This window comes from Cypionkella sp., from assembly GCF_030652235.1.
GTDB lineage: Bacteria > Pseudomonadota > Alphaproteobacteria > Rhodobacterales > Rhodobacteraceae > Cypionkella.
This window is the reverse complement of record NZ_JAUSBA010000034.1, coordinates 270,173-291,256: the sequence shown is the minus strand read 5'-3', so window position 1 is coordinate 291,256 and position 21,084 is coordinate 270,173. Positions and strand designations below refer to the sequence as shown.

19 protein-coding genes and 1 other RNA gene are annotated in these 21,084 nt (G+C 60.4%); 10 read left to right on the top strand and 10 right to left on the bottom strand.

Annotated features, from left to right (window positions below):
- Positions 1-15 precede the first annotated feature (15 nt).
- The 5 genes from Q7V03_RS12040 to Q7V03_RS12020 all read right to left on the bottom strand — a co-directional run bounded on the left by Q7V03_RS12040 (position 16) and on the right by Q7V03_RS12020 (position 5,641).
- Positions 16-1,161, bottom strand: a complete 1,146-nt coding sequence (locus Q7V03_RS12040; protein ID WP_304925835.1) for an NUDIX domain-containing protein — start codon at positions 1,159-1,161, stop codon at positions 16-18.
- Positions 1,137-1,577: a TrgA family protein gene (locus Q7V03_RS12035; RefSeq protein ID WP_304925834.1), complete on the bottom strand. Its 441-nt coding sequence runs from the start codon at positions 1,575-1,577 to the stop codon at positions 1,137-1,139. The genes Q7V03_RS12040 and Q7V03_RS12035 overlap by 25 nt, the downstream gene beginning before the upstream one ends.
- 27 nt (positions 1,578-1,604) lie before the next feature.
- Positions 1,605-2,834: a cyclopropane-fatty-acyl-phospholipid synthase family protein gene (locus Q7V03_RS12030; RefSeq protein ID WP_304925892.1), complete on the bottom strand. Its 1,230-nt coding sequence runs from the start codon at positions 2,832-2,834 to the stop codon at positions 1,605-1,607.
- Positions 2,834-4,282: a deoxyribodipyrimidine photo-lyase gene (locus Q7V03_RS12025; protein ID WP_304925833.1), complete on the bottom strand. Its 1,449-nt coding sequence runs from the start codon at positions 4,280-4,282 to the stop codon at positions 2,834-2,836. Before Q7V03_RS12025 ends, Q7V03_RS12030 begins: the two co-directional genes overlap by 1 nt.
- Positions 4,283-4,408: 126 nt before the next feature.
- On the bottom strand, positions 4,409-5,641 hold the full coding sequence (locus Q7V03_RS12020) for an aminotransferase class V-fold PLP-dependent enzyme (RefSeq protein ID WP_304925832.1): 1,233 nt from the start codon (positions 5,639-5,641) through the stop codon (positions 4,409-4,411).
- 423 nt (positions 5,642-6,064) lie between these two features.
- Here Q7V03_RS12020 and Q7V03_RS12015 point away from each other — a divergent pair, with 423 nt between their 5' ends.
- The 9 genes from Q7V03_RS12015 to Q7V03_RS11975 all read left to right on the top strand — a co-directional run bounded on the left by Q7V03_RS12015 (position 6,065) and on the right by Q7V03_RS11975 (position 12,780).
- Positions 6,065-7,114: an extracellular solute-binding protein gene (locus Q7V03_RS12015; protein WP_304925831.1), complete on the top strand. Its 1,050-nt coding sequence runs from the start codon at positions 6,065-6,067 to the stop codon at positions 7,112-7,114.
- Positions 7,115-7,281: 167 nt separating this feature from the next.
- Positions 7,282-7,639, top strand: a transfer-messenger RNA (tmRNA) gene (ssrA, locus tag Q7V03_RS12010).
- Between the two features lie 122 nt (positions 7,640-7,761).
- Positions 7,762-8,562, top strand: a complete 801-nt coding sequence (locus Q7V03_RS12005; RefSeq protein WP_304925830.1) for a sulfurtransferase/chromate resistance protein — start codon at positions 7,762-7,764, stop codon at positions 8,560-8,562.
- Positions 8,559-9,806: a chromate efflux transporter gene (gene chrA, locus Q7V03_RS12000; protein WP_304925829.1), complete on the top strand. Its 1,248-nt coding sequence runs from the start codon at positions 8,559-8,561 to the stop codon at positions 9,804-9,806. The genes Q7V03_RS12005 and chrA overlap by 4 nt, the downstream gene beginning before the upstream one ends.
- 62 nt (positions 9,807-9,868) lie before the next feature.
- Positions 9,869-10,324: an SspB family protein gene (locus tag Q7V03_RS11995; protein ID WP_304925828.1), complete on the top strand. Its 456-nt coding sequence runs from the start codon at positions 9,869-9,871 to the stop codon at positions 10,322-10,324.
- A gap of 26 nt (positions 10,325-10,350) precedes the next feature.
- Positions 10,351-10,905, top strand: a complete 555-nt coding sequence (locus tag Q7V03_RS11990) for a class I SAM-dependent methyltransferase (protein WP_304925827.1) — start codon at positions 10,351-10,353, stop codon at positions 10,903-10,905.
- 80 nt (positions 10,906-10,985) lie between these two features.
- Positions 10,986-12,380: a class II fumarate hydratase gene (gene fumC / locus Q7V03_RS11985; protein WP_304925826.1), complete on the top strand. Its 1,395-nt coding sequence runs from the start codon at positions 10,986-10,988 to the stop codon at positions 12,378-12,380.
- Positions 12,380-12,568: a DUF4169 family protein gene (locus Q7V03_RS11980; protein ID WP_304925825.1), complete on the top strand. Its 189-nt coding sequence runs from the start codon at positions 12,380-12,382 to the stop codon at positions 12,566-12,568. The genes fumC and Q7V03_RS11980 overlap by 1 nt, the downstream gene beginning before the upstream one ends.
- The gene (locus Q7V03_RS11975; protein ID WP_304925824.1) at positions 12,565-12,780 is read left to right on the top strand and encodes a ribbon-helix-helix domain-containing protein; all 216 of its coding nucleotides are present in this window, start codon (positions 12,565-12,567) and stop codon (positions 12,778-12,780) included. The genes Q7V03_RS11980 and Q7V03_RS11975 overlap by 4 nt, the downstream gene beginning before the upstream one ends.
- Here the strand turns inward: Q7V03_RS11975 and Q7V03_RS11970 are convergent.
- The 3 genes from Q7V03_RS11970 to Q7V03_RS11960 form a co-directional block, all read right to left on the bottom strand.
- A complete protein-coding gene (locus Q7V03_RS11970; protein WP_304925823.1) occupies positions 12,777-14,120 on the bottom strand; it encodes a cytochrome P450 in 1,344 nt (447 codons plus the stop codon). The two genes, Q7V03_RS11975 and Q7V03_RS11970, sit on opposite strands and share 4 nt — an antisense overlap.
- Entirely contained in the window at positions 14,117-15,337 is a 1,221-nt protein-coding gene (locus tag Q7V03_RS11965; protein ID WP_304925822.1) for a hypothetical protein, read from the bottom strand. The genes Q7V03_RS11970 and Q7V03_RS11965 overlap by 4 nt, the downstream gene beginning before the upstream one ends.
- Positions 15,338-15,399: 62 nt before the next feature.
- Entirely contained in the window at positions 15,400-16,140 is a 741-nt protein-coding gene (locus tag Q7V03_RS11960) for a cytochrome c biogenesis CcdA family protein (RefSeq protein WP_304925821.1), read from the bottom strand.
- Positions 16,141-16,276: 136 nt separating this feature from the next.
- Here Q7V03_RS11960 and Q7V03_RS11955 point away from each other — a divergent pair, with 136 nt between their 5' ends.
- Positions 16,277-16,504 carry a sulfurtransferase TusA family protein gene (locus Q7V03_RS11955; RefSeq protein ID WP_304925820.1) on the top strand — a complete coding sequence of 76 codons (228 nt, stop codon included), beginning with the start codon at positions 16,277-16,279 and terminating at the stop codon, positions 16,502-16,504.
- Between the two features lie 47 nt (positions 16,505-16,551).
- Here the strand turns inward: Q7V03_RS11955 and Q7V03_RS11950 are convergent, their stop codons facing one another.
- Together Q7V03_RS11950 and Q7V03_RS11945 are read right to left on the bottom strand one after the other, a co-directional pair.
- The gene (locus Q7V03_RS11950) at positions 16,552-19,293 is read right to left on the bottom strand and encodes a ribonuclease E/G (RefSeq protein WP_304925819.1); all 2,742 of its coding nucleotides are present in this window, start codon (positions 19,291-19,293) and stop codon (positions 16,552-16,554) included.
- A 455-nt stretch (positions 19,294-19,748) separates the two neighbouring features.
- Positions 19,749-21,077 carry a sigma-54 dependent transcriptional regulator gene (locus Q7V03_RS11945; protein ID WP_304925818.1) on the bottom strand — a complete coding sequence of 443 codons (1,329 nt, stop codon included), beginning with the start codon at positions 21,075-21,077 and terminating at the stop codon, positions 19,749-19,751.
- Positions 21,078-21,084: the final 7 nt, after the last annotated feature.

Sequence of the window (21,084 nt, the reverse complement as noted above, 5' to 3'; positions counted from 1 at the left end):
TCGGTTGCGCGGGGCTCAGGCGCGGCGCAACCGATCCCTATTCTGGGCCAGCCAAAATGCCGTCAGCACGGTGGGCGCGTTGGAAATTTCACCCGAAGCCACCAGCGCCATCAGCCGATCAAAACTGATCAGATGGCCGCGAATATCTTCCGCCTCGCCCTCGACACCAAACACCCCCGCCGCCGTATCCGGCAGATCGGTCAGCGCAACAAACGAATACAGAAACTCTGCCGAACAGCCGGGGCTGGGATAATAGCTGGCAACGGGCAGCAAATCGGCCAACACCAACCCCGCCTCTTCCACAGCCTCGCGCTTTGCCGCCTCAACAGGCGTCTCCCCCGGATCAATGCGGCCCGCTATCGCCTCGATCTGCCAAGGTTGCGGATCACCGCGCAAATAAGGTCCCGCGCGAAACTGATCAATCACCAACACCCGGTCGCGCACCGGGTCATAAGGCATTACCGTCACCGCATCGCAGCCAATGAAGCTCGCCCGCGTCACCTGCGGGCTCATACTGCCGTCAAAACGCCGGAAGCTGACGTCGATTTCCTCCATCGCGAAAAACCGCGCGTAGGGTTCACGCTGCGCCGCAACCGCCACGTCCCCCACCCCGGCAGGATGGCGCAACTCGGTCGGTGCAGCACCCGATGCCCGCACCCGCGATGCCCCGCGCGCCAGCATCTGTTCAAACCGCGCCGCCACCGCGAGCGGCGGTTTCACCGCGAACAGCGCCAGATAATCCTTGGCCATAGCCACAAATTCAGCGCCAAATTGCGGCTGCCACTGCTCCAGCGCCCAAACGTCGCCGCGCTTGCATGTCGCTGCGCAAACCTCGGGGTGAAACACCACAGCCTCAACCGCCGCGTTGTGCTGCATCACCGCCATGGTGCGGCCACTAAAGCCAAAACCGCCTTCAAAGAAATCCATCCGCGCCACATCGTCCTGAGAGCTGGCCGAGACCAAAATCCCCTCAACTCGCGCGCCAGGCTCCGCGATCAGAATCGGAAAACTGCGATCCTTCACCCAGTAAAGCGCATGGTCCGCCAACCAAGCCGGGGTGCTCGCCACCGCATGCCCCAACACGACCTCAAGCAGCGGCATATGCCGCAAGGTGCCACAGAAGAAATACGGATGCTTCACGACCAGCGCTTCCCGGCCCATTCGCAGACCAATCCGGCGACGATGCCGCCCACCAGGATCACCCCCAGCATATCCGGAACCAACAGCATTTTGCCGTAATCAAACATCAGCTGGAAAACCCCCAAAACCGCTTCCATCGGGCCGTCATACATCATGCGCATCGACTTCCTCACCATGAAGTACAGCGAGAACGCCAGCAGCGCCCAGAACACCAACAGCAGCGCCGTCACCAGCCCCGAATTGATCGCCTCGCGGTAGCCCTTGCGCGTCAGCTTGCCCATCACCAGCCAGCCCACGATAAAACCAATCGCCGCCGTGATCTCGCGGAAATAGCCCAAAGGCGTGCCATCTGGCAGATATTTGACAAAAGTCAGCGCTGCAAGAAAGCCCAGCAGCGCATAAGCCACCGCAGCAACAAGTTTTGAGGCAGTGGGCATGGCGATCCTTCTCAGCTGCGCGCCAGATCACGCCGCGCCCACCTCGGCAATCGGGCGGGTCAGTGTGATCTGCGTTACATCGCAGTTTCCGCCCTCAAACGTGCCAGCACAAGAGGCGAGATAAAAGTTCCACATCCGCCGGAACCTCTCATCAAAGCCAAGTCCCGCCGCCTCGGCCCAGCGCGCGTTGAAACTGTCGTACCAGCGCCGCAAAGTCTGGCTGTAGCTTTTGCCAAACTCAATCGAGCCTTTCACCTTAAGCCCTGCACGTTCAGCCTCGCGTTTCAGCACCGAAGGGCTGGGCAGCATACCGCCGGGGAAGATATACTTCTGAATGAAATCAACGGCCTTACGGTAAGTCTCAAACCGCGCTTCCTGCACGGTGATGATCTGCAACGTGGCATGACCGCCGGGCTTCAAACGATCCCGCACGGTGTCAAAATACACCGGCCAATACTTCTCGCCCACCGCCTCAAACATCTCAATGCTGGCAACCCCGTCATAAACCCCGGTTTCATCGCGGTAGTCTTGCAACTTGATCTCAACCCGGTCCTGCAGCCCCAACCGTTGCATCCGCGCCACGGCATAATCGTGCTGGGCCTGACTGATCGTCAAAGCCGTTACCCGCAGCCCACGTTCTTTCGCGGCATATTCGGCAAAACCACCCCAGCCGCAGCCGATCTCCAGCACATGATCGCCGGGTTTCGACCCCATTTGATCGACCATCGAAGCGTATTTCTGCGCTTGTGCTGTCTCAAGGCTTTCCTGCCCGGTGCGGTAGATCGCCGCCGAATAGGTCATGCTGTCATCCAGCCACAGCTTGTAGAAATCATTGCCCAGATCATAATGATGCGCGATGTTCTTCTTCGCTTGGGCTTTCGAGTTTGATTGCAGCCAAAACCGGAACCGCTCGTAAGCCCGCACCAAACTCATGCCAGGAAAGGCGTCATAAACCGCGCTGTTACCCTCATGCATCAGATCCATGAACGCCATCAAATCTGGGCTGGACCAACCGCCTTCGACATAAGCCTCGCAAAACCCCAGATCGCCCTCGCGGATCAGCCGCGCGAACAGGTCGGGGTCGTGGATGTCAATGCGCGCCATCGGCCCCGGATCAGCTCCCTCAATGCGAAACTGTCGCCCATCGGGCAGGCCAAACTCTAACCGCCCGCGTTGCAGTTTTTTCGCCATGTCGAACACGGTTGCGAAGTAGCGCGGCAACCGCTTTTGGCCTTTGGTTGTCGTCAACACGTCCATCATTCCCTCGCCTCTGTATCGATTTGCGCAGCGTCATTGCCGCGCGCAGCATAAGCCGCAAGCGCGCGTGCACGCCCCTCAGCCAAAGTGACAATCGCTGCGGGATAAGCCCCAGCGCGCAACTGCCACGCCTTTGGCACCGCCTCAAAATAACTCATCGCCTCTGGCCCCGGTTTGGCTGAGATCTCAGCGATCCAACGTCGCCGATATGCCCCATCGCTGTCAAATTTTTCGGCCTGACCGCTGGGGTTGAACACCCGAAAATACGGTGCTGCATCAGGACCAGAGCCTGCCACCCACTGCCAACCCATCGCATTGGCGGCCTCATCCCAATCGGTCAGACACGCGGCAAACCACGCCTGGCCAATGCGCCAATCCGTCAGCAGATGCTTGGTGAGGTAAGACGCCACCACCATCCGTGCCCGATTGTGCATCCGCCCGGTGACATACATCTCGCGCATCGCTGCATCGACAAACGGCTCGCCCGTCATGCCACGCCGCCACGCCTCGGCGTCGCGGTTGTCGCCGCGCCACGGAAAAGCGTCCCATCCCTCACGCCAGCTTTGCGTGAGAATGTGCGGCGAATGATGCATCAGATGATAAGCAAACTCGCGCCAGACCAACTCTTTGCAAAAATGCTCCGCCCCATCTTCACCCTGATGCAAAGCCCGCTGGCCCGTCGCCCAAATCGTCCGCGGCCCAATCTCGCCCCAAGCGAGGTTCTCCGACAGACCCGAGGTCGCCCCAATCACCCCCGGAAAATCCCGCGCCGCCTTGTAGCGATCCACAGCCGTATCGATAAACTCATCCAGCCGCGCCAGCGCCGCCGCCGCGCCGACACGCTGATACGGCAAACACACCGAAGCGCCGCGCCGCATCGCAGCCCCCATCTGCCAATCGGCCAGATCATCCGAGGCAGGCCAGATATCTGGCGCGCGCATTGCCGTCACCGCAGGCACTGGGCTTGCAAATCCCCGCGCCGACACCGACCGCCAAAACGGTGAATACACCTTGTAATATCCGCCTTGCCCGGTCGCCACCTCCCAAGGCTCGATCAACAAAGCCCCCGAAAAACTTTCCGCCACCAACCCCTTGGCGCGCAACGCCGCCTTCACCGCAGTATCGCGCGCCACCGCGTGCGGATCATACATCCGCTGCCACATCACCCCTGCGGCCCCGGTTTCTGCAGCCAGCGCTTGCAAAACCTCCAACGCATCGCCGCGCCTCAGGATCAGCCTTTGCCCAAGCGCAGCCAGCGTTTCAGCAAACCGCGCCAGCCCCAACCCCAACCGCCATTTCGCCGCCGCCCCCAAAGCCTCAGCCTGCGCATCCAACACGAACACCGGAATCAAAGCCCGCCCAGAGGCCACAGCCGCCGCCAGCATCGGGTGATCCGAAAGCCGAAAATCCCGCCGAAACCACAAAATCAAAGGCTGATCTGCCATCATATCCCACACTCTTTCAAACGCTTACGCGTCAACCCTTCGATCAGATCACTTGTTCATCCTCTGTGCGCAAATATCCTTGCTGGGGGGGGGCGGCGCAAAGCCCCCCCCGATTTTTCTCAACAATCGCTACAACACCCGGTCCAGCGCTGCGATCAACTGCGCAACCTCCGCCGCCGAGGTGTAATGCACCAACGACATCCGCAGCACGCCCTGCTCCAGATCAACCCCCATCGCGGTGAGCGGCCGCACCGCATAGAAATCGCCAGCCCAACAGGCAATCCCCGCCCGCCCCAAAGCCTCAGACACCGGCTCTGCCGCGCGGTCCAACACCACCGCCACCGTCGGCGCCCGCGCCTCAGCCGCCCTAGGCCCGATCAACCGCAAATCATTGCGCGCCGCGAGATAATTCAGCAGCGGCGCCACCACCGCCACCTCATGGCTGCGCATCAGATCATGCACCGCCCGGTTCCGCGCAACAGGGTCACTTTCAACGCCAAAATGATGCGCGTGCAACGCATCAATATAATCCGCCATCCCCGCACAAGCCGCGATCTGCGCATGGTCCGGTCCGGCAGGGGTGAAGCGTTTATACAGCGATCCGGCGTTGAAATAATGCCCCTGCGCTGGCAATTCCGCCCCAAAATCTTCCGAAATCAGCATGATGCCCTGATGCGGCCCGTAGGTCTTATAGGCCGAGAACAAATACACATCGCACCCAAGTGCTGCAAAATCCGGCAGCCCATGCGGTGCGTAAGACACGCCATCCACCACCACCCGCGCCCCCGCCGCCTTGGCCAGCGCCGAAATCGTCGCCACATCATTGATCTCGGCCACCACATTCGAGCAATGCGGCAAACACACCAACCGCACGCGGCCGTCCGCCAAAAGCGCGCTCAAATCCGCCGGGTCCAAACTCCCGGTCTGCGGATCAATCTGCCACTCGCGCACCTCAATGCCCTCGTCTGCCAACCGCCGCCAGACGCCAGAATTCGCCTCATGGTCCTGATTTGTCACCACAATCGCAGCCTTAGCCCCGCGCAACCAAACCCGCACCGCTTGCGCCAAAACATAAGTATTGGCCGATGTTGAAGGCCCAAACGAAACCTGCTCTGCCTTCACCCCCATCAGCCCAGCCAGCCGATCCCGCGCCTCATCCATCTCGGCCCCGCCCGCCTGCGCGCCCGGATAGGGGCCATAGGGCTGCACTTTGCGATCCAGGTAAAACCGATGCAGCCGGTCCACCACCTGACGGCAAGGATAAGATCCGCCAGCGTTTTCAAAAAACGCATGGCTGCCCAGCACAGCACTCTCAAAAGCCGGAAACTGGCTGCGCACGAAATTCAGATCAAGTTGGGTCATCAGACATCCCTTTGCGGTTCAAACAAAACGGCCCGGCGAAGTTCCACGGTAAAGCGAGGCCGTGGCAGGTCTTCCAGCCAAGCCGCAGGCCCGCACAGGCGCTGTGGCAGATCCCGCGCGAAACGGGTTCAAAGCAAACCTAGCCAAGGTTTCTCACGCGGTAAACCCCATCCAATCGCCCAAAACTTATCTAAAATTGTCATCCTCGCTGCTCAAATATCCCCCGGGGGTGCAGGGGGTGTGAAACCCCCGCTACCGCGGCCAGCAAAATCGAGAAACTTTGATCAAAATTCAGCCAATCCCCGCCCTCATCCACCAATCTCGCAATAACCGCTTGAGCCAACCGCTCACCCGCTCTAGCCTTGCGGCATCCTAAGGTCGCAGCAGACACAAGCGGCGGCCCCAACAGCCGGAAGGAACCCCATGCGCCTTACGAAACTTTTTGCCAGCACGGCCATCGTCCTCAGCTTTGCCAGCCTTGCCCATGCCGCCGACCCAGATCTCACCGTGTTCGACTGGGCGGGCTTTGAGGATCAGGCGCTGATCGAGGCCTATGTTGCCAAAAACGGTGACATGCCGACCTATTCCTTCTTTGGCGACGATGACGAAGCCTTCCAGAAAGTCTCCAACGGTTTCAAAGCCGATGTCGCCCACCCTTGTGCGCAAATGGTGCAGAAATACCGCGATGCAGACCTGATCGAGCCGTGGGATATCAGCAAAATCCCGCTCTACGCTGAGATTGGCGATCGCTACAAGAACTCGAAAGTTTTCGCCGATGACACGGGGGTTTGGTACATCCCCACTGACGGCGCTTATACCGCCATCGCCTACAACACCGATCTGGTGAAACCCGAGCAAGTCGCCTCATTGCAAGTGTTCACAGACCCGGCCTTCGCAGGCAAAATCTCGTTGCCCGACAACACCGATGACACTTGGTCGCTGGCCCTGCTGGCCACAGGCGTTTCGGATTGGACCAATGTGACCGACGAACAATTCGCCGCCGCCGCCGCTTGGTTGCGTCTGGCGCATGCCAATGTCCGCACCTATTGGGCCGATCCGTCAGAACTGGCGCAGCTGATGAAAACTGGCGAAGTGGTGATCGCTTGGACATGGAACGACGGCGTTGCCAACTTGAAACGCGAAGGCGTCCCCGTCGCCTTCCAACGCACCCCGAAAGAGGGAGTGGCGAACTGGTTCTGCGGCTATGTCAACTTCAAGGACGGGCCCGGCAAAGAAGAAAAAGCCTATGATTTCATCAATGCGTGGCTCGATCATGGCTCGGCCAAGGGCCTGCTTGCCAACTTCGGTTACGTCCACTCAAATGACGTGGCGATGAAAGATATTCCGCTGGAAGACCTCAAGGCCGCCGACGTTGATCCCGTCGATGGCATCCTGCTCTCGCAGGTGCCGATTGATCCCGCCATGCGCGACCGCATGACGCAAGAGTTTGAGATGATCAAATCTGGCTTCTGATGACGTGCTAAAACTGTCAAAACGCCTGCAAGCCATTGCAGGCGTTTTGCCTTGCATGGCATGCGCCCCGCAACAAACACACGCAATCCTTAACAAAACGTTAAATTGCCACCCCCAAGTCATTGATATAAAACAGATAAAAAAGGTCCCGAGTTGGGACCGCACACCACCTTGCGCGCCCTGTCCCCTGCCCCTATATTCAACCTGTCCGGGGCAACTCGGACTATGGCGATAAACGCACCCATAATAAACGGCTCGGACCCGGGGGCGGTACCCGGCGACTCCACCAATTCACCCTTTCATTTGGGGCGTGTGGGGTCGAAATAGGATCGACGAACGTCTAAAGGGGCCAGCTTTTGCTCGGTGAGGTACTACCGTTATCGGTCCAAACGTACAGTTGCAAATGACAACCGTGCTCCGGCAATGGCTTTGGCTGCGTAAGCAGTTCGAGTCGCCGAAACTAAGTCCTTGCGCTTAGCCGCGTAAGGCGGGGTCCGCCGGAACCTGGCAACAGAATCCGGCACTTTCCCCCCTTCCAGGCTTGACGCATACCGCCGAATTTCCTATCCAAACAGCATGGGGTTCGCGAACACCCCGTGAGGCTCAGGCTTAAGTGTCGCATCCCCTCATAGCAGATCGGATGCCGCATGCCCGGACCAAACCAGATCACCCCCGCCCAACTGCTGCGCCTGATCGGCCTGCCCGATGCCCCGGCTATCGTCGATATCCGTATCCCCGAAGACCTCGCTGCCGACCCGCGCCTGATCCCCGGCAGCTTCACCCTGCCGCATGATCGCTTCGACCCCGCCCCGGCCAATCTGCTGGGACAAAAGGTCATCGTGGTCTGCCAACGGGGGCGCAAACTTTCCGAAGGCGTCGCAGCCCTGCTGCGCAGCCAATCCGTTGACGCGCGGGTTCTGGAAGGCGGCTCCATGGCTTGGGCCGAGGCAGCCCTACCGATGATCCCGCTGGCCGCTTACCCCAAAACCAACCTTTGGGTCACCCGCCACCGTCCCAAAATCGACCGCATCGCCTGCCCGTGGCTGATCCGCCGCTTCATTGACCCCTCCGCCCGCTTCCTGTTCGTCTCCCCCACCGAGGTGCAATCGGTGGCTGATCGTTTCAACGCCACCCCTTTCGATATCGAAGACTGCTTTCACAGCCACCGTGGCGACACCTGCACTTTCGACACCCTGATTGCCGAATTTTCCCTGCACACCGACCCGCTGCAACGCCTCGCCGAAGTCGTGCGCGCGGCTGATACCGACCGTCACGACCTCTCGCCGCAAGCCGCTGGCCTGCTGGCGATTTCTGTCGGCCTATCCCGGCAATACCGCGATGACCTTGAACAACTGGCCGTCGGAATGACCCTTTATGATGCGCTCTACCGCTGGGCGCGCGATGGCCATGACGAAGGCCACGATTGGCCCGCAGGACGCAGCGCATGACCACACTTCCCGAACTCACCCGCGCCTTCGCCCGCATCGGCATGCTGTCGTTCGGCGGGCCCGCCGCCCAAATCGCGTTGATGCACCGCGAATTGGTCGATGAAAAACAATGGGTGACTGAGGAGGAATACCTCTCAGCCCTGTCGTTTTGCATGCTGCTGCCCGGCCCCGAAGCGATGCAGTTGGCGACATGGATCGGCTGGCGCAAGCATGGCACCCTGGGCGGCCTGATCGCAGGGGGCCTATTCGTCCTCCCCGGCGCAATCATCGTCCTCGCCCTCTCGATGATCTATGCCGCATGGGGCACTCTCCCCCTCGTCGCCGCCCTATTCACCGGGGTGCAAGCCGCCGTCTTGGCCGTGGTGGTCGAGGCCCTGCTGCGGGTCTCCAAGCGCGCCCTGAAATCCCGCGCGCAGTGGATCATCGCGACCCTCGCCTTCGCTGCCCTGTTCTTCTTTGCGGCCCCCTTCCCCGCCGTGATCCTAGCGGCTGGTCTTTGGGGATTTTTCACAGCGAAATCAACCCCCTCCACCCTCGCCACAGCCCTGCCGACCCCTTGGGCGCAGTCGCTGCGCGCCACCGCAATTTGGGGCGCAGTCTGGTTGGTGCCGCTTGCTCTGATTGTGCTGTTCGCGCCGCCCATCCTCGCCGACATCGCGCTGTTCTTCTCCAAGCTCGCGATGCTGACCTTCGGCGGCGCCTACGCGGTGCTGACATGGATGGCGCAGGACGTTGTACAGCAAAAACAATGGCTGACCCTGCCGCAAATGATCGACGGTTTGGGTCTTGCCGAAACCACCCCCGGCCCGCTGATCCTTGTCACCGAGTTTGTCGGCTACCTCGCCGCCGCCAAACAGGGCATCGCCATGGGGCTCGCAGGCGCGCTGATCACCCTGTGGATGACCTTCGCCCCCTGCTTTTTGTGGATCTTCGCAGGCGCGCCATGGATCGAACGCCTGACCCACGCCCCGCGCCTCAGCCAAGCGCTGAAAGCCATCACCGCTGCCGTGGTCGGTGTGATCGCCAACCTGTCGCTATGGTTCGCAGCGCATGTGATCTTCGCCAGTGTCACCCCGCTTAACTATGGCCCACTGCAGATGATCTGGCCCGACCCCACCAGCCTAAACGCTCTCCCCGCCGCCCTTGCAGGCATAGCAGCCTACCTGCTGCTGCGTCGCCACTGGCCGCTGCCGGGGGTGCTTGCCCTCTGCGCGATATCTTCCGCTGCAGTTGCAGCATTCTGAGCCGCCCCCCTTCCCTTTAGGCCCGAATCCCCTATGGTGGCAGCATTACGAAGGGGTGGCTCATGGCGAAGTCGATTGATTACGGAAACCTCATGCACCGCGCGATGCGGGGATTGATTCAAACCGTTCTCAAGGATGTGTCGGTCCACGGCCTCCCCGGCGCGCATCATTTTTTCATCACCTTTGACACCACGGTTGAGCGGGTTGTGATGGCCGACTGGCTGCGTTCGCGCTACCCTGGTGAGATGACGATCGTGGTACAGCATTGGTTTGAAGACTTGATCGTTACCGACGAAGGCTTTGAAATTACGCTGAATTTCGGTAATCAACCCGAGCATCTTGTGATCCCGTTCGACGCCGTACGCACCTTTGTTGACCCGTCGGTTGAGTTTGGTCTGCGGTTTGAAACCCATGACGATGATGACGAAGACGACGAGGATGAAGACCCCGAAGACGATCCGCCGCCGCCGCAGGGCGAAGCGCAGATCGTCCGGCTGGATAAATTCCGCAAGCAATAGAATGCTGTAAATCAAGGACCTCTGCCATGGCCAAAGAGGCTGCGCTATTTTTGCGTCAATTTCTGACAAACCCACTGCAAGTATCGTCCGTCGTCCCGTCCTCGCGCTGGCTTGCCCGCGCCATGGCCCAGGGCTTGGGCCCTCATTCGGGCCGCGTCGTTGAATTCGGCCCCGGAACAGGTGTGCTGACCGAAGGGATCCTCGCCGCTGGCGTTACCCCCGAAAACCTGACGCTTTATGAAATGAGCCCCAGCTTCTCCAAACTGCTGCGCGCGAAATTCCCCAAAGTCACGGTGCACAACGCCGCAGCACAATCCGCGGTGAGCACCGTAGAACCCGGCGTTTCTGCCGTGATCTCCGGCCTGCCCCTGCTGTCGATGCCACTTGCCGTGCGCGAATCCATCGTCAAAGCCGCCTTCGACATTCTCGCCTCCGATGGTGTCTTTGTGCAATTCACCTACGGCACCAAACCCGCTTTGTCCGCCGAGCAGTTGCAAAGGATGGGCCTCAAGGTCAGCCCCGGCCCAAAGGTCTGGCTGAACATCCCGCCCGCCCGCGTCTTCCACTTCCGCCGCGCCTAAACCGGTATACTTCTGCATACCGATTGAAACTGCTACCTTTCCGCGCTATGCCGCAGCCATCCCTTACACGAGGCTTGCAGATGTCCGCCACCCGTACCGAAACCGACAGCTTTGGCCCGCTTGAGGTTCCTGCCGATAAATACTGGGGCGCGCAAACACAGCGCTCGATCCAGAACTTCCCGATTGGCTGGGAGCGTCAGCCGATTGCCATCGTACGGGCTTTGGGCGTGATCAAAAAGGCCTGCGCGCTGGTCAACATCGCGCAGGGCGACATTGATCTGGGCTTGGGCGAGACGATTGCCAAGGCTGCGCAGGAAGTCATCGACGGCAAGTTTGATGACAACTTCCCGCTGGTGGTCTGGCAAACCGGCTCTGGCACCCAGTCGAATATGAACGCAAACGAGGTGATCTCAAACCGCGCGATTGAGATGCTGGGCGGCGTGAGGGGCAGCAAGAAGCCGGTGCATCCGAACGATCATGTCAACATGGGGCAGTCGTCAAACGACACTTTCCCCACCGCGATGCATGTCGCCATCGGCATGATGGCGCGCGATGTGCTGTTGCCGGGGCTGGTCAAACTGCATGCGGCTTTGGATGCCAAGGCCATTGAATTTAAAGACATTATCAAAATCGGCCGCACCCATACCCAAGACGCGACCCCGCTGACATTGGGACAGGAATTCTCCGGCTATGCCAAGCAGGTCGAAAAAGGCATCGCCCGCGTCAAGATGTGCCTGCCCGATATCTATGAATTGGCGCAAGGTGGCACCGCTGTTGGCACCGGCCTGAACACCCGCGTCGGCTGGGATGTGCGGGTCGCGGCAGCGATTGCCAAGATCACTGACCTGCCGTTTGTCACCGCCCCGAATAAGTTCGAGGCTTTGGCCGCGCATGACGCCATGGTGATGTTCTCGGGGGCGTTGAAGACCGTCGCAGCCTCACTTTTCAAAATCGCCAACGACCTGCGTTTGCTGGGCTCTGGCCCGCGTTCCGGTCTGGGTGAATTGATCCTGCCGGAAAACGAGCCGGGAAGCTCCATCATGCCGGGCAAGGTAAACCCGACCCAAGCCGAAGCGCTGACCATGGTCTGCGCGCAGGTGATGGGCAATGATGCCGCGGTGGGCTTTGCAGGCTCGCAGGGGCATTTCGAGTTGAACGTCTACAACCCGATGATGTCCTACAATGTCTTGCAAAGCATGCAACTTTTGGGCGACGCTGCGGGGTCGTTCACCGACAATATGGTGGTCGGCACCCAAGCCAATATCGCGCGCATCGACAAGTTAATGAAGGAATCTCTGATGCTGGTGACGGCTTTGGCCCCCACCATCGGTTATGACGCAGCCACCAAAGTCGCCAAAACCGCGCATAAAAACGGCACCACCCTGCGCGAGGAAGCCATCGCTTTGGGTTATGTCGACGGCGAAACCTTTGACCGCGTGGTGCGGCCCGAGGATATGGTTGGGCCGAAAGGCTAATGGCCGAAATCATCAACTTGCGCGCGGTGCGGAAGGCCAAAGACAAGGCCGATACCCGCGCGCAGGCCGATGCCAACGCGGTAAAATTTGGCCGTCGCAAGGGCGATAAAGCGCTTGAGGCGGCGCGTCTGGAAAAGGCGCAGCGCGATCTGGAAGGCCATAAGATCGCCCCAAAAGACCCGGAATGAGCGGGCGTCCCGTCAAACATTCGGTGACACTGAAGCGACATCGCACCTCGATCTCGCTGGAATCCGCATTTTGGGACGGCTTTTGTGAAATTGCCCGTGCGCGTGGCCAAACCCTGAACGCTCTGGCCGCAGAAATCGACGCAGGCCGCGCGGATGACATCGGCCTTGCCTCGGCCATTCGGGTGTTCGTGCTGGAAACGCTGCGGCGTTAGCGCCGACTGATCCGCAGCCAGATGCCGTCTTTCGCGCGCACCGTCAGATGCGCCACGGGCACAGCCTCACGCCCCGCGACACATTCAAACCGGAAAGCGCGCGCCAGAAGTGCCAGCAGTAGGGTGCCTTCAACCATCGCAAAGCCCGCCCCAGTGCAAACCCGTGGCCCCGCCGAAAACGGCATATAGGCATCGCGGACGCAGGCGCGGTTTTCTTCAGTTTGCCAACGGCTTGGGTCAAATTCATCGGGTCGCGCCCAGATGCGTTCGTGGCGGTGCAGATGCCACGGGCTTAGCACAATTTGCGCCCCGCGAGCCACCTTACGCCCCCGCATCTCCTCAGGCACCGCGTTTTCGCGCACCATCATCGGCACCGGAGGATACAGCCGCAGCACCTCACGAAACACATCGCGGGTGAAGCGCAATTTGGACAGCGCAGAAAACTCAGGCTGATCGCCCAAAGCCTGCGCCTCGCCTGCGACCTTTTCCTGCACATCGGGGTCCATCGCCAGCATCAGCAGCGCCCATGACAAAGCCGAGGCGCTGGTTTCATGGCCGGCCAGAAAGAAGATCGCCACCTGATCGACCATCTCAGCGGTTTCAAACCGGTCTCCGGTCAGCGGATCGGCGGTGGTCATGATCTTGGTCGCCAAATCATCCGGTGCGGTTCCGGCAGCAATCTCTGTCGCGCGGCCTTCGGTCAGCCGGGTGATCAACCCGCGGATCACCGCCGCCGAACGCTTGGTGGCACGGCGATGAAACCGCGGCACCCATTTTGGCAAGGGCAGAAAAGCCGCAAGGTTCAGAATGGGTTGCGTGCGTTGATAGGTGCGAAATTCAGCGAAGACCGCTGCGGCCACCTCATGCTCAATTGGGATCGAAAACAACGTGCGGAAAATCACATCTGCCGCCGCGTGGCTCATCTCGGCCTCTACCTCAACCTCGCCCAACGGCATCCGCGCCACAGCCGCCTGCCCTGCCGCGACCATCGCCGGGAAGGTATCGCGCAGCCGCCCGCCCTCAAACGCCGGGTCGATGATACGACGCTGGCGCTTCCAGACCTCACCATTGGTGACGAACACCGAATTGCCCAGCAGCGGGGTCAACCCCTCGCGGATACGGTTGGATTTGGGGAAATCACCCGGACGCTCGACCAGAACACGGGTAACCAACGCCGGATCATTGCACATGTAACTGCGGAAAAACGGCGTGCGAAACTCGGCCATCCAGGCCCGATAAAGCCGCGCGGGCTGCGCCGACAGGATATCGGCACGAAACAGCCGCAGGTACTGCAGCAGCGAAACCTTGTCGGCGCGCGGGCGCGGCTTGGGCGGGATCATGCCATATCCCGATAGCCAGAGACGGGGCGGGTGATACGGCTTTTTGACGGCGCGCGGTCGCGGTAGCGGTCGGCCAGACTGAGCGGCCCGGCGGTAATCTGGAAATAATCGTAATCACCGGGGCGGTCAAAGGCGCAAAGATATTGAAAATGCAGCCGGAAAAACTTCCAGCGCAGTTGCTTCCACCGTGCGGGCGACAGGGTTTGGCTGAACGCTGCCGAGATCACCAAGGGCCAACGTTTATCCGGCGGGGACACGCCCGTCACAGCCACCGGATCGCACAGAGCAAAGGCGCAGCCATCGCCGGGGGCGGTGACATCGACCCAAACCAGGTCATCGCGTGCGGAAAGGTAGTGCAGATCGGCGCGCAGACGCTGGGCTTTCGGCAGGAAGGACATCATCGGCACCACTTGGCCCAGCGACAAAAACCCCAACCGCGCCGCAGGTGCGGGCAGACCTTCGCGCAACAAATCAGCCAGAATCGACACCGCCAGATGCGCGCCCGAGGAATGGCCAACCACCAAAACCTCGTCAAACCCCGCCGTCATAGCGTCGCGGATGGATAGCCGAAACGCCGTCATCCGGGCTTCAAGTTCCGGCGGATTGGCCCCGCCTGCCTGCGCTGAATAGGCGTAATCATGCATCAGGTAGTAGGCGAAGACCTTGTTATCCCAGCGTTTAAACGTTCGCAGCAATACCCATATCACCCCCAGACCCGCCGCCCAGCCCAAAGCCGGATGCACGTAAGCCACCAATTCGCCCACGCCCCAGCCCGCCAAACACGCCAGCAGCAGCTCTGCCAGCAGAAACACAATCGGATAAAGTGCCGCGATCATCGGCCCCTTGCGCAAACCCGCCAGCCGAAACAGCGCACCCGAGCCGATATAGGCATAGGCGGTGCGCAGCAGTTGCAGATAGGTCGCCAGAATCCCGCGCGCCATCGAGGTTTTGACGATATCGGACCACACCAGCACCTCGACATCCGCCTCGGTCACCGCACCATCCATCGTGCCCGTCACATGCCAGCCATAGGGCCCACCGGTCTTTTTCGGTTTCAAAGCAATCTCATAGCCCGAGATCTGCGCCTGCGCTTGGCCTTCCTTGCGGTAAAGCTCGCGGTAGCGGCGCGGATGAATAGGATCATAGCCGGGGATATAAAACACCCGCCTACGCCGGACGCGCTGATCGGAAAATGCTTGTAGGGTGATCGGTTCCATCATGCCTCTGTTCAGTTGATGGCATCATGGCAGAGGAATTGGGCGATTTTAAGAGAAGAATTTTAGCCCAGATTGGCAAGGAAGGGCACATGCTCCAGCAGCCAGTAGGAGAAGGATGAAAAGCCGCCGGTCAGCATCAACAAGCCAATGGTCCACAGCAGCAGGCCCATGATCTTCTCGATCCGCTCGGCGTGGCGCTTCATGAAAGCAACGAAGGGCGCGAGCCGGACGAAGAAGGCGGCGACCAGCAGAAAAGGGATGCCAAGGCCAGCGGCATAGACCGCAAGCAGGGTCATACCGCGCGCGACATTGCCCTCTTGCGCCGCCAGCGACAAGATCGCGCCCAGTTGCGGGCCGATACACGGCGTCCAACCGAAGGCGAAGGCGAGGCCGAGCACATAAGCGCCGAAGGCCGAGCCACCTTGATCGCCCGCGTCCATCCGCATCTCACGGTCGAGAAAGCCGATGCGGTAGATGCCGATAAAATGCGCGCCGAAGATCATCACCACCACGCCGGCGATGGTGGCGAAGGTGCTGGCATTACCAAGAAAGAACGCGCCAAAGGCCGAGGCGGCGAGGCCGAGCAGTAGGAAAACCGTCGAGAGGCCAAGCACGAAGAACAGCGCAGCTAACAGCGGCGAGCGTCCGGTTTTCATCTCGGTGACTGAAATGCCGGACATATAGGCCAGATAAGGCGGCACGATTGGCAGCACGCAGGGGCTGAGGAACGACAGGATGCCCGCGACAAGGGCCACCAGCATCGCCGGGATCAGGCTTGCGTCAAAGATGTCGATGCCGAACATGGAAACTCCGTTTCGAAAGGGTTTAGCGCAGTTGGCGGCAAAGGTCACGCGCGGGTGCGTCACGTCTGCGTGCGGCATTTTGGGCTGGTGTCGCGGCCTCCGGCAAGGATATTGGGGCGCAGAAGAAGGGCTTGGTATGGATTGGGATGTGGAGTTGGATTGCCTGGGGCTGCTGTGCCCCTTGCCCGTGTTGCGCGCGCGCAAGCGGTTGATTGGCATGGCTGCGGGACAGATTTTGCGGGTGCTGGCCAGTGACAAGATGGCGGCGATTGATCTGCCGCATTTCAGCGCAGAGGCGGGTCATGATTATCTAGGGGCCAGCGAAGTGGACGGCGGTAGCGCCTATCTGATCCGGCGCGGATAGAGAAAGGGCGGCGGGTTTCCCCACCGCCCTCCATAAAATTCTAGACTTTAGCGACCCAAAGACCACCAGCCGCGCTTTTTCGGCTTGGCGGGACCATCGTCTTCGGCGGGTTCAACCGCAGCGTCGGCGAGGCCGGGATCGACGTGCAGGCTGGCCACCCGCGCCGCCTCAACCAAACCCGGATCGGCTTGCAGAACCGGCGCGCTTGGCACCTGAGCGGTTTCTGCGACAGCCATAACCGCGACCGAAGTTGGCGCTTCCAACGCAACAGCTTCAACCACCACTTCGGCTTTCGGCTTGGCACGGCTCGTGCGGCTCCGCGTGGCTTTCGGCTTTTCTTCCGCCACAACCGGGGCTTCCACGACCACAACTTCGACCGCGACGTCCGCCACAGGTTCCACCTTTACAGTCCGGCTGCGCGAGCGGCTGCTGGCGGGCTTCACCACCTCGGCTGCAGGCGCTTCAGCCGCAGCCAATGCCACCGCCGATTTGCTGCCACGTGGCGCGCGGGTGCGGGTTGGCTTTTTCACGGCGACTTCGACCGGAGCCTCTGTTGCAGCCACTGCGCTTACGACCTCAGGCGCATCATCACCCGCCTCGTCGTCGCCATCATCATCGCCGTCGTCGGCTTCAGCGTCCGCGCCAGCGATAGCCTCACCCGGCTGACCGGGCTTCTTGCGACGACGCCGACGGCGGCGTTTCTTGCCCGTGCCGCCATCACCATTCGCCGCAGCAGGTGCGGTCGCTGCCGCCGCAACGGCGGTCGATTCCACCACTTCCGCTTCTTCGACATCATCCACATCGTCGATGATATCTTCGTCGTCTTCTTCCGCCACCGGCGCGCCCATCAGCGAGGCATTGCCCGAGATCACTGACGAGATTTCCGGCACCACGCGTGTCGCGGTCTTGAACTTCTCAATCGAGAAATCCGGAGTGATCATCGCCGGATCACATTCAATCCGCACCGACATGCCGTAGCGCGCCTCGATCAGCGCGATATGCTCGCGCTTGCCGTTGATCAGAAAGTTCACAATCCCAATCGGGGCGCGCAGCAGCACTTCTTTGCTGCGTTTCCGCGTGCCTTCTTCTTCCAGCGCGCGCAACACTTGCAAACCAAGGCTGTCATCCGAACGGATCAACCCAGTGCCGTGGCAATGCGAGCAAGGCTGTGTGGTCGATTCCAGCATCCCCGGCCGCAGCCGCTGACGCGACATTTCCATCAGGCCAAAGCCAGAAATCCGCCCAACCTGAATCCGCGCGCGGTCAGTTTTCAGCTTATCTTTCAGCTTCTTCTCGACGGCGGCGTTGTTGCGACGCTCTTCCATGTCGATGAAGTCGATCACGATCAGGCCGGCCAAATCGCGCAAACGCAACTGGCGTGCCACTTCTTCGGCAGCCTCAAGGTTGGTCTTCAAAGCGGTGTCCTCGATGGACCCTTCTTTGGTGGCACGACCCGAGTTCACGTCAACCGCCACCAGCGCTTCGGTGATACCGATCACGATGTAGCCGCCGGATTTCAGCTGCACGGTCGGGTTGAACATGCCGCCGAGATAGCTTTCGACCTGATATTTCGCAAACAGCGGGGTGGGATCATCATAGCGCACCACCGATTTGGCGTGGCTTGGCATGATCATCCGCATGAAGTCTTTCGCGGTGCGGTAACCCGCCTCGCCTTCAACCAGAATCTCATCAATCTCGCGGCTATACAGATCGCGGATCGTGCGTTTGATCAGATTGCCTTCCTCGTAGATCGCGGCGGGCGCGATCGACTTCAGGGTCAATTCGCGGATCTGTTCCCACAACCGCATCAGGTATTCGTAATCGCGCTTGATCTCGGGCTTGGTGCGCTTGGCACCTGCCGTCCGAATGATCAGGCCGGCACCTTCCGGCACTTCAATCTCGGTCGCGATCTCTTTCAGCTTTTTGCGGTCTGCGGCTTGGGTGATCTTGCGGGAAATCCCGCCGCCGCGCGCGGTGTTCGGCATCAGCACGCAGTAGCGGCCAGCGAGGCTGAGGTAGGTGGTGAGGGCAGCCCCCTTGTTGCCGCGTTCTTCCTTGACCACCTGCACCAGCATGATCTGGCGAACCTTGATCACTTCCTGAATTTTATAGCGGCGCGCACGCGGCTTGCGCGGAGCCGAGATTTCTTCCGACACATCTTCGTCTGCGATGGATTCGATCTCATCATCGGTGTCCGAGGCGTGGTCGATCGAGCGGTAAACCGGTTCGGCTTCTTCGGCATCCACAGAGGCCACGTGATGCGTATGGCTGTGGTCGTGATGGTCATGGTCGTGATGCGGCTGTTCAACCACATCAGCGGGCACCGATTGCACCAGCGCATCAGCACCAGTTTCTTCGCCAAGATCCACCACATCCATGCTGCTCATCGCCGACGACTGTACGGCATCGCCGTCAACAGACTCAGCGCGCGGGCGCTGTTGTTGTTGCGGTTTGGGACGCGGGCGTGAGCGGCGGTTGTCTTCTTCATCCTGCGCGCGGTTGAAGGCGCGTTCTTCGTCCAGCAAGGCTTTGCGATCAGCCACCGGGATTTGATAATAATCCGGGTGAATTTCGGCAAAAGCCAAGAAGCCGTGACGGTTGCCGCCATATTCGACAAATGCAGCTTGCAGCGAAGGCTCTACTCGCGTGACCTTTGCAAGGTAGATATTTCCGGCAAGCTGACGCTTGTTTACGGTTTCAAAATCGAATTCTTCGACCTTGTTTCCATCGACCACAACAACCCGAGTTTCCTCGGCATGGGTGGCGTCGATAAGCATTTTCTTTGACATATCAATCCATTGCGCCTGTCATGCGAAAACCCGCTTGGGCTACCAAAGCGGGTGTTTGACATAAAGAGGCGGCTTGTTCGGGCGGCTGCGCGCAACGCAAACAGGCGGGCTGTGCCCGGTGGGCACCCCTCGCCTTGAATTGCCAATGTCGCGCACATCATCGCGGTTCACGTTTGGGCAGCTTGCGCCACCCACCTAAAAAAGCCCGGTTCGATCCTGTGTTATCAGTCACTTGCGGGCAATAATCCGGCCTTGCAGCCGATCCGACCACCCCGGTTTTCGGCGCGATAAGCGCGCCAGATCAACAGGGCAGAGAATTCTTTGGCGACAGATTGCCACCTGACTGTAACCCTAACGGGAAACGGGCCGCGATGACAATGGGTGATTTGCGTCAGCAAGGCGTAGGGTGGGGTTCCACCCCACCGCCCCCGCGCATGGTGGGCTAAAAACCCACCCTACACATAATCCTGCCGCTGCAAGCCGTACTTCGCCATCTTCTCGTTCAGCGTCCGGCGCGGCAGGCACAACTCATCCATCACACCCGTGATCGACCCCTTATGCCGCCGCATGGTGTTGTCGATCAGCATCCGTTCAAACGCCTCGACATAGTCCTTCAGCGGCTTGCCTTCGGTGGTCAGTGCCGGCCCCGAAGCCTCGTTATCCGCCATCAGCAGCGAGGCGATCGAACCCGAGCCCCGCCTGTTCTGCAACACGGCGCGTTCGGCGATATTGACCAACTGCCGCACATTGCCCGGCCATGGCGCCTGCAGCAGTTGTGCTGCTTCCTGCGCCGTCACCTGCGGCGCTTCACAGCCATATTCCTCGGCAAACTGTTCCGAGGACCGGGTGAACAGCGTCAGAATATCCTCGCCCCGCGCCCGCAGCGGCGGGCAGATGATCGTCATCGCACCCAAGCGATAGAACAGATCCGAGCGCAGCACGTCTTCCAGCGTCTTATCCGGCGCGTGTTCGTTGCAGATCGCGATGATCCGGGTTTCTGGTGGCGTGCCCTGCTCGTTGATCAGCGTCAGCAGGCGCGATTGCAGCGGATGGCTTAGCGCCTCGATATCCTCAAGACACAACGTGCCACCGCGGGCTTCTTCCACCAAAGGCAGGTTGCCATCATCCGAAGGCCCGAACAGCTTGGCCGCCAGCTGATCCTCGCTCCACGCCGCACAGGACACCGTGACGAACTTCTTCGATCCACGCGGGCCAACGGCGTGCAACGCATGCGCCACCAAGGTCTTGCCCGTGCCCGTCTCTCCATCAATCAGCACATGGCTGTCGGCTTGCCCCAGATCAAGAATATCCTCGCGCAGCCGCTCCATCGCGGGGCTGGCACCGACCAGCTTCTTCATCAGGATCGAGCCATCCGACAATTCGCGTCGCAAGGCCCGGTTATCAAGCGTCTGCCGCCGCGCCATCGTAGCGCGCTTGGCAAGCTCGGTCATCCGGTCCGGGTTGAACGGCTTTTCGAGGAAATCATAGGCCCCAACCCGCATCGCCTCGACCGCCATCGGCACATCGCCATGCCCGGTGATCAAGATCACCGGAAGGCCGGAATCCATCCCCATCAGCCGCTTCAAAAACGCCATGCCATCCATGCCCGGCATCTTGATGTCCGAGACCACAACCCCCGGCCATTCCGGCCCCAAAGCCTTCAACGCCTCTTCCGCGCTGGCATAGGTTTCGGTGTCAAACCCCGACAGGGCCAGCCACTGGCTGATCGAGGCACGCATATCCGCCTCGTCGTCCACAATCGCCACTTTCATCGCCCGTGCCATGCCGTCC

Bases quoted from the DNA above. Each gene is read 5' to 3' on its own strand.
- Q7V03_RS12040 (WP_304925835.1), bottom strand. From the start codon at position 1,161: ATGGGCCGGGAAGCGCTGGTCGTGAAGCATCCGTATTTCTTCTGTGGC.
- Q7V03_RS12035 (WP_304925834.1), bottom strand. From the start codon at position 1,577: ATGCCCACTGCCTCAAAACTTGTTGCTGCGGTGGCTTATGCGCTGCTG.
- Q7V03_RS12030 (WP_304925892.1), bottom strand. From the start codon at position 2,834: ATGGACGTGTTGACGACAACCAAAGGCCAAAAGCGGTTGCCGCGCTAC.
- Q7V03_RS12025 (WP_304925833.1), bottom strand. From the start codon at position 4,282: ATGATGGCAGATCAGCCTTTGATTTTGTGGTTTCGGCGGGATTTTCGG.
- Q7V03_RS12020 (WP_304925832.1), bottom strand. From the start codon at position 5,641: ATGACCCAACTTGATCTGAATTTCGTGCGCAGCCAGTTTCCGGCTTTT.
- Q7V03_RS12015 (WP_304925831.1), top strand. From the start codon at position 6,065: ATGCGCCTTACGAAACTTTTTGCCAGCACGGCCATCGTCCTCAGCTTT.
- Q7V03_RS12005 (WP_304925830.1), top strand. From the start codon at position 7,762: ATGCCCGGACCAAACCAGATCACCCCCGCCCAACTGCTGCGCCTGATC.
- chrA (WP_304925829.1), top strand. From the start codon at position 8,559: ATGACCACACTTCCCGAACTCACCCGCGCCTTCGCCCGCATCGGCATG.
- Q7V03_RS11995 (WP_304925828.1), top strand. From the start codon at position 9,869: ATGGCGAAGTCGATTGATTACGGAAACCTCATGCACCGCGCGATGCGG.
- Q7V03_RS11990 (WP_304925827.1), top strand. From the start codon at position 10,351: ATGGCCAAAGAGGCTGCGCTATTTTTGCGTCAATTTCTGACAAACCCA.
- fumC (WP_304925826.1), top strand. From the start codon at position 10,986: ATGTCCGCCACCCGTACCGAAACCGACAGCTTTGGCCCGCTTGAGGTT.
- Q7V03_RS11980 (WP_304925825.1), top strand. From the start codon at position 12,380: ATGGCCGAAATCATCAACTTGCGCGCGGTGCGGAAGGCCAAAGACAAG.
- Q7V03_RS11975 (WP_304925824.1), top strand. From the start codon at position 12,565: ATGAGCGGGCGTCCCGTCAAACATTCGGTGACACTGAAGCGACATCGC.
- Q7V03_RS11970 (WP_304925823.1), bottom strand. From the start codon at position 14,120: ATGATCCCGCCCAAGCCGCGCCCGCGCGCCGACAAGGTTTCGCTGCTG.
- Q7V03_RS11965 (WP_304925822.1), bottom strand. From the start codon at position 15,337: ATGGAACCGATCACCCTACAAGCATTTTCCGATCAGCGCGTCCGGCGT.
- Q7V03_RS11960 (WP_304925821.1), bottom strand. From the start codon at position 16,140: ATGTTCGGCATCGACATCTTTGACGCAAGCCTGATCCCGGCGATGCTG.
- Q7V03_RS11955 (WP_304925820.1), top strand. From the start codon at position 16,277: ATGGATTGGGATGTGGAGTTGGATTGCCTGGGGCTGCTGTGCCCCTTG.
- Q7V03_RS11950 (WP_304925819.1), bottom strand. From the start codon at position 19,293: ATGTCAAAGAAAATGCTTATCGACGCCACCCATGCCGAGGAAACTCGG.
- Q7V03_RS11945 (WP_304925818.1), bottom strand. From the start codon at position 21,077: ATGGCACGGGCGATGAAAGTGGCGATTGTGGACGACGAGGCGGATATG.